This window comes from Campylobacter sp. DY7, assembly GCF_057802535.1.
Genome location: NZ_JBYJAU010000006.1, coordinates 58,377 through 72,547, shown reverse-complemented (window position 1 = coordinate 72,547; position 14,171 = coordinate 58,377). Strand labels below are relative to the sequence as shown.

Genomic DNA, 14,171 nt, shown 5'->3' with positions numbered 1-14,171 from the left:
TTCCTATTTTAAATTCTGAAATTTAAAACAGGAATTTCGAATATTTTAAATATCTAAATTAAAGGCTTTTTATAGCCTTTTTAATTATCTAAATTGCCTTCTTTCAAATTTTGCTTGAGGTTCTTTTTTTTCGTTCATTGATTTAACCAAACCTATAATCAATATAACATTCGTTAAAAGACCCACAAAAAACCAAAAATTAGTTAATCTATCAAAAAAACTATCACCTAAAACACTAGTAAAAAACATCACATAAATTAATGCTAAAACAATAAGAAAAGCTAAACCATCTCCACTTTTACCATAATCATAAGTAATCTCAGCTTGACAACCCCTGCATACTTTTACACCAAATCTTAATTGCTCATCGCAAAAAGGACATACCATCGTTTTTTCATTATTTGACATAATTGTCTCCTTTTAATTTAATTTTTAAAATGTAAAAAATATAAAAAAAACAACGCTTTGTAAATATTTTTAAAATTTTAAAAAATATTTTAAGATTGATTAAAAGTTAATATTGTTTGGAATTTAAAATAGGAATTAGAGTTTTATTATTTTTCATAAATTAAATTATTAAAATCAATCAAAATTGCTTGATATTCTTTTGGTAATTCAAAATCTTTAAAACATAAGGCAGTAGAAAATACCCCGCAATTTAAAGCACTTTCTCCTATTACGCTAACTTGATTATATTTAAAATCTTGAGTATTTATTATATGATTTGCTCTTTCGTAAAGTCCTGAAGTAGTGAGTGCAAGATTATTTATATTCACTTTTTTAATTGCTTCGCTTGGATTTTTTGGGTTTTTAAGATTTACAAAAATATTTTTATTTGTCTTTAAATCTCCGCCAAAATTGATTATGAAAGGATAATTTTCACATATTTTAGCACACTCATCAACGGCGTATTCTTTAATCACTCCGCCTAAATCAATTTGAGTTTTTAAATCACTAAATTCAATAAATCTTTTATCTAAAATAAAGGCATTTTTTCCATAAATAGCGTTATTTTCAAGCTTTTTATTAATTAAAGTTATATCAAAAGCATAATCAGTAATTTTGCTTAATTTTATGGTAATTTCTAATATTTTTTGGCTTTCTTTGTCTAATTTTATGCGATTTTTATCTCTTTGATTTATTTTTGAAACTAAAGAATTTTTATCAAAATAATTATATTTTAGGTGTAAATTTTTGCAAATTTCAAAGCATTTATTAGCTAAGCTAGATGCTAATTCTTCTTTAGCATCTAGCTTAATTACACATTTTGTGCTAAAACAAGCAAATGCGTATTCTTTCATTTTTTAACTTTTATTTTAAAATATGAACTCAGTGCTTCTTCACGAATAATTTTTCCATCTTTACTAAGTTTTAAAATCACACTTAATTCTCCGCTTAAATCATTTTTAGGAATATCAAAAATTTTGCCATTTTTATCTACAAATTCTTCAAATTCATCAGGCAATAAATACGATATATTTATTCCATCTATGTGCTGTGGAAAAATAATATCTGATTTTATTTTTTTCTTACCGCCACTTTCTTTTACTTTTATTACGATATTTTCCATATCTGCAGCTATAAAAGAAAAGATATTTTCTTTTAGGTTTTCAAATTTTTGATTAATATCAATAATTTCGCCTTTTTGTAGTTTATAAATATCTAAAATTCTACGATTATTAGAAACTACTAAAGTATCATCATCTTTAAAAGCCGCTGCATAGCTTACATTTCCGCCTTTTATACTTCCTGCTAAATATGGCTTATCTTCTATATTAAAAATATGAGTTTGCCCTAATCTATCTCCAAAAGTATAAGCTAGAGTTTTACCATTAGGACTTATTGCATAAGAGCCTGCAAATAGTGCAAAGCCTGTATTAGAGCAATTTGTATTGCCATTATTTATAGCAACTTTGCAAAGCTTAGAATTATAATTATGTGGGCTTGCATAATAAATATATTTAGCATCAGGGCTTACTAAAAAGGGGCTTGTGGTTGCTTTTATAGGGCGACCAAAATATTGCTCTTTAAAATCTGCAATTTTTATGAGATTTGAACTTTTAAAATCGTATTCATATATGCCTTTTTTATCGCCTTTTAATAATACAAATAATCTATTAAGCCTTACATCAGCTTTTACAACATTTGGGATTTTAAAAGACTTTTTTAGCTTTAAATCCTTATTAAAAATATTAAAAGTTTCATTATTATCAAGAGTAATTACACCATCTTGAAATTTTCTAAACAAAAAATATTCACCTTTAGTAAAAGCAAATTCTTTAATTTTATTATCTTTACTAAACTCAATTTTATGAATTCCTGCGTGGTGTAAATAAGGTCTTGCTTCTTTATTATCTCTTCCTAAATACTTTGGCATAGTATTAACAAATGCAGTTTTATCATCAATAAATTCAGCTTGTTCTACAAATAATTCACTAGCCCCACTCCATTCATCATCATTTTTGTTTTTCTTTTCTTCTTCATCTTGTTTTGCTTCTGGATATTTTTTACCTAATTCTTTATGGTCTGCATCTTTTATCGCATAAAAATCGTTATAAATAACCTTATCATTATCTAAATCATATAATAAAATAGATGAGTGATAGCTCCCACTTGCTAGGGCTTTATTATTTTTAATATCAATGTCACGCAAATATAAATCAGTTTTTGACTTGCCTTCAAAATAATTTTGATAATGTGCTTTAAAGCTTTCATCAGGATTAATTGATTTTATAAATTTTGCATTTATGCTAGTTTTATTTAAACTATCTTCATAAATATCTATAATTTCTTTAGGGTTTATAACATAACTTGCATTTAAAGAACTTGCTAAAAAATACGCAAGAGTAGAACTTAAAAAAACTTTTTTCATAAACTTCCTTTCATAATAATTTGATAAAAATTATAAGAATTATTATTTAAAGGAAGTTTAAGTTTTTAATTATTTATTAAAATAATCCAGCAATTTGATTTGCCATTTTATCTTCTAAAGCAGGAATTGCTTCTTCAATTTTTAGATTTAATTTAGTAGCTTCTGCAAACATCATAGTAACTTGTTCAATATAATCGCTTTCGTATGTTTGTGCTGTTGAGCTTGAAATATTTGAGTTTAATCTACCTGTTTTATTTCCTCTTACAGGACCTGAAAAGCTATTCATAAAGCCACTTTTTCTTCCATCACTAACACTTGCTTGACCTTGTGTAGCTCCTTTGCTACTTAAAACTTTGCCTTTTGCTTTTTGTTTAATGTTTATATCAACTTGCATTTGATAGATTGTATCTTCTGTAAGTTTTCCTATAATTCCACCAAGTAAAGCTCCGCCTAGACCTGTTCCAATTGTTGCACCTGCAGTTCCGTGATTGTAAGCGCCAACACCAGCACCAACACTAGCACCTAAGCCCGCTGCAGCTGCAGCTGTATTTTCTTGTTTTTTATCGCAATATAAAATATTTGTGCTTAGAATAAATGTAGCTTTGTCAGGATTATCTGTAATCATATATCCTTTTTGCTCAAGCAACATTCTTAATTTACTTTCTAAATTAATGTTTTGTCCGCTTGTATTTTTAATATTTAAGAATACTATTCTTTTTTCTTTTGCAACTGGGTCAATGAAGATTGATTGAGTCATTGTTGCAGTAGTTTCAAGTGTAGTAGTAACACAACCTGTAAGTAAGCTCATAGCAACTAAAGAACTTAAAGCTAATTTAATGCTTGATTTGTACATAAAAACTCCTTAAACAAAATAACTTTTATTTTACTATAAAATTTAGTTTTTTTATAATTTTTATTTATTTTTTATATTCTTTATTTAAAAAATTGGAATTTGAAATAGGAATTTGAGTTTTAAAAAGTAAAAAAAGGATTTAAGATGAGTCTTAAATCCTAAGAATTATTGTTTTAATTGTAAAAGTGTGTTAAGCATTTGATCACTTGTAGTGATTGTTTTAGAGTTTGCTTGATAACCTCTTTGAATTACGATTAAGTTTGTTAGCGAAGTACTTAAATCAACGTTACTCATCTCAAGGCTAGATGCTTGGATTTTACCACGACCACCTGTTGTAGCAGCTCCGATTACTGGCTCACCTGAGTTTGAAGTTTGAGTAAATACGTTACCACCTTCAGCCTCTAAACCTTCGTTATTTGTAAATGTTGCCATAGCAATTTGTGCTAGACCAAAGCTTCTACCATTTGTAAAGCTTCCGATGATTGTTCCGCTTTCATCAATTCTAATTCCGTTTAAGTCCCCACCACTAAAGCCATCTTGAGAAATACCACTTGTATTACTCTCTCTATCATAGCTAGTAATTCCATCAAAATCATTTGGATTACCGAAATAAAAATCTATGTTTTGATTTGGAGTTGAACCATTGTTTGCTGTAAAGCTAACTGAGCTTGGGCTAAATCCTTGTAATGAACCATCACTATTAAATCTAATTGTTCCTGTTAGAACGTTTTTTGGACCTTCGCCACTAATGTTGATTTCGCATGGTTCTGGAACTTGAATTACTATTCCCCACTCTGTTCCACCATCATCTGTGTAGCCTATTTTTGTGAAGTCATATTTAATTGAGTGTTTTGTTCCAAGTGAGTCAAATATATCAATACTTGAACTATGTGCGCTCATATATAATCCTTGAGTTTGGCGAATACCATCTCCACTTGTAAGTGCTCCTTGCATACCTTGCATAGTTTTCATGAATTTATCGTTTTCATTAACATTATTTGCAGGGTTTGTTAGGTTGCTAATGCTTAAGAACATATTGAAGTCATCTTCTGTTTGGTTAGCATTATTTGGAGTTCTAACATCAGCGTTTTGCTCTATATATTGTGCTTGAGCTAAAGGTGTTAATTGATCCCATTGTTGAGCTGGTGCTGGATTTTGTGCATTGTATTTAATTCTTGCTCTTTCATTGATTGCTTCTGTACTCATATCAGTAATATCGCCATCATCTTCGTTAAATGCATCGCCTTTTGGATTTTTTATAACGAATTGTCCTTTAGCATCTACAATTACTTCTACTCCGTCGTTTTTAGTTCCTGCTGTTCCCCAATCAGCATCAGTTACTTGTCTTCCATCGTAATTTACATAAAGTCTTGCGTCTTTTTGCATAGCTTCTCTTAAATCTTCTGTCGTATTAAAACTTCTTGCTGTATTTGCATTTAATGCGTGTGGAGTATTTGTTGGGTTTGGATCATAAGTATATTGATAAGCTGTAATTACTTTAATACTAGCACCATTTCCATCACCTTTATCTGTAAAACCATTTCCCGCATTACCAATTAAACCTGTATTATCTGCAGCAGCACCATTTCCTGCTCTTACTATGATATTTTTCATAGCAGCTGTTGTGCCTTGCTTATTATCATTTACTAATACTAATCTATTTCCATTTACTATATCAGCTCTTACACCTGTTTTACCACTTACTCCATTAATTGCTGCAGCCATATCAGCTACACTTGATACACTACCACTTATTTGAGTTCCATTAATTTCTATATTTAAAGTAGCAGGAGTTGCAAAAGCACCATTATTATCTATTGCATTTGTTGCAGTTCCTAAAACTAATTGTTGAGTTCTAGCTTCTGCATAACTAACCCAAATCCCTTGACCTTTTCTAAGTCCAAGGCTTTCACCGCTAGCATTAAATAATACTCCCATATCAACGCCACGCTCATTTAAGCGTAATTGCCCGTCTTTTGTAGTAATAAAGCTATTTTGTGAAACATCGTTTTCTTTATGAACGCCCGCATCAACCTTAATGCCATCGCCATTTATATTAGTCCATTCGTGATTGCTATCTAATTGATAGATAGGAGTCTTTTTATCACCTATGCTATTACCTGAGTTTAGGTTTGCTTTTAAACTTACTAAAGTTGTAGGGTTTGCAGGAGTTGTAAGACCTGGTTTAATTACAATATTTCTAATAGGAGATGTAGTATCAACTTCGCCTGTTACTTCATCTCTTAACCAACCTTGTGCTATATAGCCGTTATTATCAACGAAATTACCATAAGCGTCACGAACAAAGTCTCCGTTTCTTGTATATTTATAAGTTTTACCACCATCTGGGCTTACTACGAAAAATCCATCTCCTTGGATAGCTAAGTCTGTGTTTTTCTTAGTTGTTTGGATACTACCTTGAGCAAAAATCTTAGTAATTGAGTTAATTTGAGTTCCAAGTCCAACTTGCATAGGGTTTTTACCACCAAGCTCTCCTTGTGGAGCTGTTGCAACTTTGCTTGTTTGATTCATTAAATCGCTGAAATTTGCACGAGAGTGCTTAAAGCCTGTTGTATTAACGTTTGCTATGTTATTACCTTCTACATCCATTGCTATTTGGTGTGCCTGAAGACCTGATACTCCAGACCAAAGTGATCTCATCATTTTTCTATCCTTTATAATAAAATATCTAAGCAGGTTTTAGCAAAAGGTGTTCCAATTTTAAAAATACAAAATAAAATATTTTTTTAGCAGAGTAAAAACTCTGCTTTTATAGTGGTTTTTTTATTATTTTAGGCTCTTTGAAAACTCTAATTTCCTGTTTCAAATTCCCTTGAAATTTTTCTAAATCTACTTTGCAAGTATGAGCTGTGTTGCTATTTGATACGCTTGAGCTAGGATTTGCACTAGTTAGCACATTTACATTTCCATTTATACACATATTATCACACTTATCCCACCAAGCACCTTGAAAAATCAAAATACTTTTAGGATTAATATCATCAATTACTCTTGCACCCGCGAGTAATTCTCCTCTATCATTAAAAACCCTTATTATATCGCCTGTTTTAATACCTTTTTGCTTAGCTAAATTAGTATGCAAATAAACAGGCTCAAGATTATTCTCACTATCTCTTATATCACTATTGTGTAGCTGAGAATGAAGTCTATAAGGACTATGTGCTGAGGTTAAAAACAATGGATATTTACTAGCTAATTCATCTTTTATCTCGTATTTTGCGATTTTGCCTTTTATATTTAGACTAATTTTAGAAATATTTTTAAATCTTGTATAAGGCTCAAGTTCGCTTAATCCTTGCACCTTCTCATATCCACGCTCTAAAAACTCATCAAATGAACTTAAATAAATCCCTTTTGCTTCGTATCTTTTAGCAATGTCTAAATAAGCCATTTTAACTAGATCTAATTCATCTAAATCTTTGCAAAATTCATAAGATTTATTAAATCTTTTTGCAATTTCTTTACAAATTGTAAAATCACTTAAAGCATTATAAAAAGGCTCTTTTATAGGTTTTAAAGCAAATAAAATCTCTTTATTTGTGCTTTGCTCTATATCATATCGCTCGCCTTCAATTGCAACAGGCAAAACAATATCGCTAAACTTAGCCAAAGACGTCCAAAACGGCTCAAGAGTAATGATACAATCAAGCTTATTTAAAGCCTTTAAACTCTCGTTTGAATCTGGTTGATGAGTAAAATACGCCCCACAAGCATTTATCATAAGCTTTATATCAGGATATTTTATAAGCTCATCTTTATAGGTTGTAGTAGAGTTTGGCTTTAATAAGCACTCATTTAGCCTAGAGCTTGGAATATAATGATTTTGTCCTTTTATCTCGCCTAAAAGAGAATTAATATTCTTTAAACTTTCGGTATTTTTTGCACTCTCGCCCTTGCAACCACTGCTTAAATTAAACTCAATTCCTAAGCCATCTTTGCTAATATGCCCACACATACAAGCTAAGCAAATTATTGCTAGATAGTTAAATTCGCCGTTTAATTGCCTTTGAATTGACCTGCCTAATAAAATATTGCTAGGATTATTTTTAAGCTTTAAAGCTAGATTTTTAAGCTCAACTTCGCTAATTCCACAAATATCACTAGCCCAAGCTAAGTCTTTATTAATCCCATCAACTTTGCCTAAAAAATAGTCCCTAAACTCATCAAATCCTGTTGTATGATTTGCGATAAATTCTTTATCATAAAGATTATTTACATAAAGATAATTACACATTGCTATAGCCATTGCCATATCGGAATTTGAATTCGGAATTAGAGTTTTAGCATTCATGGCCTTTGCACTCTCATTTACCCTAACATCTATAAAAATCACTTCCTTGCTTTTAGCGATTTCTTTTAGATATTTTTCGTGTTCGTGCATAGGAATATCATGAGCGATTTTGCTAGTTACAAAAGGATTTGCACCCCAAAATACCACTACTTCAGCATTTTTTATAATCTCTTTAAAATCAGTAGCTCTTTCATATACGATAGGTGTGCCAAATACATAAGGCATAGCTGCGATTGCTGAGCCTGTAGAATAATCGCCTAATTCAAACACCCCGCCACCAAGAGTATTTATAAGCCTATGAATTAGCATTCTACCCCAGCCAATCTTACCTACTCCGCCCCATTCATAGCTTTCTGCATAAATACTGCTTGAGCCGTATTTTTCATAATAATGCTTTAGATTTTTTGCTATTAAATCAAAGGCTTCATCCCAACTAATCTCTATATATTCATCATCAAAGCGGTTTTTATCACCATTTAAAAAGCCTTTTCTAACGCAAGGATTTTTTATCCTTGAGCTATGATTTATACGGCTTTTATAATTTTGTATAAGCTTAGTTGGTGCTTCGTCATATTCAAAAGGCGTGATTTTATCATTTTCATAATAAAACGCCCCTACCCTACTAGCGATTAGTTTTTTCATAAAATCTCCTTTATTTTTAGCTAAAATAACATATTTTCAAATCAAAATCATTAATTTTTATTAAAAATAGCTAATTTTTATCAAAAAAATTAAAATTTTTAAAAAAATACTTGACAAATAAAATTTTCTTGGCTATTATTACGCTTTTACTTAACGATAACTACTTATTCCGGATTAGCTCAGCGGTAGAGTAGGCGGCTGTTAACCGCTTGGTCGTAGGTTCGAATCCTACATCCGGAGCCACTTTTTTTATTCCCATTTTTTAGGTTTTGTTTTTTATAATTCCTATTTCAAATTCTTTTAATTTATATTTTCAATGAAATTAATATTATCATTATTAATAGCTATCAAATCTATACAAAAATCAAAATTATTATAATCTTGAAAATGCTCTTTAAAAACATATATTGTTTTTATGATTTTTTCTAGTTTTTTTGTTGTTAAATAATATTCACTTTCGTAGTTTTTGCTAGATTTTACTTCTATAAAATGCAAAATGTTCTTTTTGGTTGCAATTATATCAATTTCGCCAAATTTACATTTGTAATTTGTTGTGATTATTTTAAAGCCATTTTTCGTTAAATAATTTTGAGCTTTGTTTTCGCTTTCTTTACCAAAAATATATGATTTTAGACCCTTAATACTTTTAGCTAATGAGTTTTTTTGCATCATTTATTAAATCTTCGTTAGGATAAATTCCGCAAAAATATTTAAAAGCAAGTGCTGCTTGATAAACAAGCATATCAAGTCCATCTTGTATTTTGATGTTTTTATTATGAGTTTTACAAAAATCTAAAAATATATCGTGATTATAAGCTAAATCATAAGCTATTTTTGCATTTTTTGCTAAGGTTTTTAAAATATCTTCATTAAGTGGCAAAAGATTATTTAAACTTGCGCTTGTTGTATTAATCAAAATGTCAAATTCAAATTCTTTTAAATTAGTATCAACTTCGCATAAAAAATCTTCTTTTTTACTTCTATTAATCACTTTAATGTTTATATTATTTTCTTTTAAAGCATAATAAACAGCCCTAGCAGCCCCACCTGCACCTATTATTAGAGCATTTTTTATATTTTCGTTTTTTATAGGTTCAAAAAAGCCAAAAATATCAGTATTATAAGCTTTCAAAAAGCCATTATCATTGATAATTGTATTTGCAGCTTTTATTGTTTTTACCTCTTTGCTAAGCTCATTTACAATATTAATCACATCTTCTTTATAAGGTAATGTAATATTAACGCCTTTATAATTTAATATATTTTCTTTTAAGTCTTTTGTATTTGTTACTAAAATCTTTTCGTAATTTGCTTTTATATTTAATTTTTCATACCAAAAATTATGAATTATTGGAGATTTAGAGTGAGCGATAGGATTTCCTATCACTCCAAAGTTATTATTTTGCATGATAATAGAATGCGTCTTTTTTCACATTATCTCTTATGTATTTTAAAGCATTTGCTTTATCGCTGTTTGAATATGGACCAACGATAACTCTACTCATTCCTTTATTATCTGTTACAACTTTATATTGTAAGCCTAAAGTATCAAGCTTTTTAATCTCGTGAGATTTTAAGTCAATGTTTTTACCAGCATAAACTTGAATAAAGCTTCCTTGATTGCTTGTACTTGGAGCTTTAGTTTCTTGTTTTACTAAATTAGTTGGCTTTGATATATTCAAGGTATCAAAAACTGAGCTTTCTTGCTTAGGCTTAGTTTCTTTTTTAACTTCTTGTTTTACTTGAATTACTTCTTTTGGGCTTTCTTGAGCTTTTGTTGTTTCTTGGGTAGCTTGTTTAACTTCTTCTTTTATAGGAGTTACTTTTGCTAATTCTTTTACAACGTTTTGAACTTCTTGAGATTTTTTAGGTTCTGCTTCAACTATGTTATTTTCTTTTTTAAGTCTTTCTTCTAATGAAGAAAAATCATCGCTAAAGCCATCGTTTTCGCTTTTTAAATTCTCAAATACTTCATTATCTTGACTTTTTTGTTCAAATTTTGCACTAGGTTCTATCGGAGGTAAAGCAGGTTTTGAATTGTCACTACTTCCTACAATTTTAAAAATTATTAGTATTATTAAAAATACAATAATTACCATAATGATTTTAAATAAAACTTGCTTTTGTTTATTTTTCTTATTGTTGTTTTCTAATACCAAATCTTCAAATTTATTGTGCTCTTGCATTTTTCATCCTTTACATATGTTTTGACCAAGACGCTCCACGCTCTTTTTGATAAATTTCATAAGGTAGTGCTAATATATTATATTCTTTTGGCATATCAAGAGTAGGGAATACTCTCCATTCAACAGGCATTTTTTGAGCTAACATCGCACTTAATTTATTAGCTAATCCACAACCTTCAGTAAAAGCTGTATGACCTTTATGAATATAAAGATGTAAATGTCCTGGAGTTTTGCTTTTATAAGCTGTAAAATTAATAAAACCTTCTTCTCTTAATAGTAATTGTGCTCTGTGCCAAAACTTTTCAGTATTAAAGCCATTATAATCAAATACAATATTTTCTACTTTATCTTGAGCATTTACTAGATTGTGTGCGATTATGATTTTACCTTCTGCATGCTCTCTCATAAGGCTTGGTGATAAAAATTCATTAATTCTTTCGTATTTATTATAAAAAGTTCTACCTTTATGCTCTATTTTGCTTACTATATTATCTCTTTTAATGAAATAATGTGAATTAATCATTTTAATAAGAGCTATATCATTACTTGTTAGCATTTTAAATCCTTATATAATGGAAATTGTTTAGATATTTCTAAAGTTTTTAATTTAGAAGCTTTAATTATTTCTTCATTATTAATATTGTTTAAAACTTCTTTAATAATTTGTGCTATTTGCACCATTTGCTCTTCTTTCATTCCACGAGCACTAAGTGCAGCTGTTCCTAATCTTAAACCGCTTGTAATAAATGGTGAGCGTTTTTCGTTTGGAACTGAGTTTTTATTAGCAGTTATTCCTGCATTTTCTAATGCAATTTGAGCATCTTTACCACTAAAATCACATTCGCTAAAATCCATTAACAATAAATGATTATCAGTCCCACCACTAACAAGCTTAAAACCTGCTTTTATCAGTTCATCTGCTAAAACTTTGCAGTTTTTAATAACTTGATTTGCATAGCTTTTCCAACTCTCATCAAGATTGTATTTAAAACCTACAGCTTTTGCTGCTATTATATGCATTAACGGGCCACCTTGAAGATTAGGAAAAATTGCTGAATTAATTTTCTTAGCTAATTCTTCATCATTTGTCATAATAATTCCACCCCTTGGACCTCTTAAAGTCTTATGAGTTGTTGAAGTTACAATATGTGCATGTGGAAATGGGCTTGGATGAAGACCAGCTACAACAAGTCCAGCAATATGTGCAATATCTGCTAATAAATATGCCCCAACTTTATCTGCAATTTTACGAAATCTTTCAAAATCAATAATTCTTGCATAAGCACTTGCTCCACAAACTATTAATTTTGGCTTTGTTTCTAACGCAATACGCTCAATTTCATCATAATTTAAATAGCCATTCTCATCTACTCCATAGCTATAACTAGTATATACTTTACCACTCGCATTTACTTTAGAACCATGCGTTAAATGTCCGCCAGCACTTAAATCCATTCCTAAAATAACATCACCAGGATTAATAAGTGCAGCATAAGCTCCTTGGTTTGCTTGTGAGCCTGAGTGCGGTTGAACATTTGCGTAATTGCAACTAAATAATTTTTTACAACGCTCAATTGCTAAAACTTCAGCTTTATCAACTATCTCACAACCACCATAATATCTTTTAGCTGGGTAGCCTTCTGCGTATTTGTTTGTAAGAATACTTCCACTAACTTGCATAACTTCAGGGAATGTAAAATTCTCACTAGCAATCATTTCAAGATTTTCATCTTGTCTTTTAAATTCTTCTTTTATTATGTCATTTATTTCTGTATCAAATATCATTTTAACCCCTTTTAAATTTATTAATCCTTTTTAGGACGCATTGCAGGGAATAATATTACATCTTTAATTGATTTTTTATTTGTTAGCATCATTACAAGCCTATCAATTCCTATTCCTTCTCCCGCAGTTGGAGCCATACCAAAACCTAGTGCATTTACAAAATCTTCATCCATTTCACAAGCCTCATCATTACCTGCTTTTTTAGCTTCAACTTGTGCTAAAAATCTTTCGTATTGATCTAATGGATCGTTTAATTCATTAAATCCATTAGCTAATTCTTTACCTGCTATAAATAACTCAAATCTTTCAGCAATATCAGGATTTTCATCACTTCTTCTGCTTAATGGACTAATTGATACAGGAAAATCTGTAATAAATGTAGGATTGATTAGCTTGTCTTCAACATAATTATCAAACAATTCAGCCTGTAAATGTCCTAAATCTAGTTTTTCATTAGCTTCAAAACCATCAGCCTTTAGTTTTTTTAATATTTCTTCTTTATTTTCAACTATGTTCGCATCAATTCCACCTATTTTTACCAAGGCTTCTTTATAAGGAATTTTTGCAAATGGAGTGCTAAAATCAATTTGCTTATCATCATAAGTAATGACATTTGAAGAATATCCTAAATGTTCTATTAGCTTGCTTAATAAATCTTCTGTTAAAGCCATTAAATCTTTGTAATTATGATAAGCCCAATAAAACTCAATAGTGCTAAATTCAGGATTGTGAGTAAGATCCATTCCTTCATTTCTAAAACAACGATTTAGCTCAAATACCGCTTCAAATCCACCAACAATTAAGCGTTTTAAGTGAAGTTCAGGTGCAATTCTTAAGAATCTATCAACACCTAAAGTATTATGATGGGTTATAAATGGTCTTGCGTTTGCTCCGCCTGCAATTTCGTGCATCATAGGAGTTTCAACTTCTAAAAACCCTAAATTTTCAAAATATCTTCTAACAAAAGAAACAATCTTACTTCTATTTATAAAATCTTGTCTTACTTCTGCGTTCATTATCATATCAAGATATCTTTGGCGGTAGCGACTTTCCATATCTACTAATCCATGAAATTTTTCAGGTAAAATACAAATGCTTTTTGTTACTAAATCTAATTTGCTAACATGAATACTAAATTCGCCTTTTTTGGTTACAAACGCATAACCACTAACTTTAATAATATCTCCAACTTCAATTAATTTTTTGATATTATCAAACCAAACTTCATCTATTGTGCTTTTATTAAAATAGATTTGAATGCTATCACTAAAGTCTTCAATATTAGCAAAAACGGCTTTCCCACCATCACGCATAAATTTAATTCTACCTACTAAATCACAAACTTCTTCTGATTTCTTTTCTTCAAGTTCGTTTATGAAATTATATTTATCTTTAAATTCCTTAATACTCATCGGCTTTGTTACAAAATGAGAATAAGGATTAACTCCTAAAGACCTTAACTCTTCGGCTTTCTTAATTTTTTGTTGTTCTAGTGGGTTTTCAAACATATTTTACCTTTCT

General features: G+C 29.8%; 12 protein-coding genes and 1 tRNA gene. 1 reads left to right on the top strand and 12 read right to left on the bottom strand.

Annotated features, from left to right (window positions below):
* Positions 1 to 84: 84 nt before the first annotated feature.
* From AC1B00_RS05370 to AC1B00_RS05345, 6 genes are all read right to left on the bottom strand, one after another.
* Positions 85 to 408 carry a hypothetical protein gene (locus AC1B00_RS05370; protein WP_488848596.1) on the bottom strand — a complete coding sequence of 108 codons (324 nt, stop codon included), beginning with the start codon at positions 406 to 408 and terminating at the stop codon, positions 85 to 87.
* A gap of 146 nt (positions 409 to 554) precedes the next feature.
* Positions 555 to 1,301 (bottom strand): FAD:protein FMN transferase, encoded by a 747-nt coding sequence (locus tag AC1B00_RS05365; protein ID WP_488848594.1) that lies wholly within the window; start codon positions 1,299 to 1,301, stop codon positions 555 to 557.
* Complete coding sequence (locus tag AC1B00_RS05360) at positions 1,298 to 2,872, bottom strand: TolB family protein (protein ID WP_488848592.1); 1,575 nt, start codon at positions 2,870 to 2,872, stop codon at positions 1,298 to 1,300. Before AC1B00_RS05360 ends, AC1B00_RS05365 begins: the two co-directional genes overlap by 4 nt.
* A 76-nt stretch (positions 2,873 to 2,948) precedes the next feature.
* Entirely contained in the window at positions 2,949 to 3,725 is a 777-nt protein-coding gene (locus AC1B00_RS05355; protein WP_239817633.1) for a complement resistance protein TraT, read from the bottom strand.
* 165 nt (positions 3,726 to 3,890) lie between these two features.
* A complete protein-coding gene (gene flgE / locus AC1B00_RS05350; protein ID WP_488848589.1) occupies positions 3,891 to 6,389 on the bottom strand; it encodes a flagellar hook protein FlgE in 2,499 nt (832 codons plus the stop codon).
* Positions 6,390 to 6,495: 106 nt separating this feature from the next.
* Positions 6,496 to 8,679, bottom strand: coding sequence for a molybdopterin-dependent oxidoreductase (locus AC1B00_RS05345; RefSeq protein ID WP_488848587.1), 2,184 nt, complete (start codon positions 8,677 to 8,679; stop codon positions 6,496 to 6,498).
* A gap of 168 nt (positions 8,680 to 8,847) precedes the next feature.
* Between AC1B00_RS05345 and AC1B00_RS05340 the strand changes: the two genes are divergently transcribed.
* Positions 8,848 to 8,922, top strand: a tRNA-Asn gene (locus tag AC1B00_RS05340).
* Positions 8,923 to 8,979: 57 nt separating this feature from the next.
* On the opposite strand, the gene AC1B00_RS05335 is transcribed toward AC1B00_RS05340, so the two are convergent.
* The 6 genes from AC1B00_RS05335 to lysS are packed head-to-tail and all read right to left on the bottom strand — an operon-like array spanning position 8,980 to position 14,158.
* Positions 8,980 to 9,348 carry a YraN family protein gene (locus tag AC1B00_RS05335; RefSeq protein ID WP_488848651.1) on the bottom strand — a complete coding sequence of 123 codons (369 nt, stop codon included), beginning with the start codon at positions 9,346 to 9,348 and terminating at the stop codon, positions 8,980 to 8,982.
* Complete coding sequence (locus AC1B00_RS05330) at positions 9,326 to 10,087, bottom strand: shikimate dehydrogenase (protein WP_488848586.1); 762 nt, start codon at positions 10,085 to 10,087, stop codon at positions 9,326 to 9,328. The genes AC1B00_RS05335 and AC1B00_RS05330 overlap by 23 nt, the downstream gene beginning before the upstream one ends.
* Positions 10,077 to 10,865 carry an SPOR domain-containing protein gene (locus AC1B00_RS05325; RefSeq protein ID WP_488848584.1) on the bottom strand — a complete coding sequence of 263 codons (789 nt, stop codon included), beginning with the start codon at positions 10,863 to 10,865 and terminating at the stop codon, positions 10,077 to 10,079. The genes AC1B00_RS05330 and AC1B00_RS05325 overlap by 11 nt, the downstream gene beginning before the upstream one ends.
* A gap of 10 nt (positions 10,866 to 10,875) precedes the next feature.
* Complete coding sequence (locus AC1B00_RS05320; RefSeq protein ID WP_239817627.1) at positions 10,876 to 11,421, bottom strand: DUF1882 domain-containing protein; 546 nt, start codon at positions 11,419 to 11,421, stop codon at positions 10,876 to 10,878.
* On the bottom strand, positions 11,415 to 12,650 hold the full coding sequence (gene glyA / locus AC1B00_RS05315) for a serine hydroxymethyltransferase (protein ID WP_488848582.1): 1,236 nt from the start codon (positions 12,648 to 12,650) through the stop codon (positions 11,415 to 11,417). Before glyA ends, AC1B00_RS05320 begins: the two co-directional genes overlap by 7 nt.
* 20 nt (positions 12,651 to 12,670) lie before the next feature.
* Complete coding sequence (lysS, locus tag AC1B00_RS05310) at positions 12,671 to 14,158, bottom strand: lysine--tRNA ligase (protein ID WP_488848580.1); 1,488 nt, start codon at positions 14,156 to 14,158, stop codon at positions 12,671 to 12,673.
* Between the last annotated feature and the right edge of the window lie 13 nt (positions 14,159 to 14,171).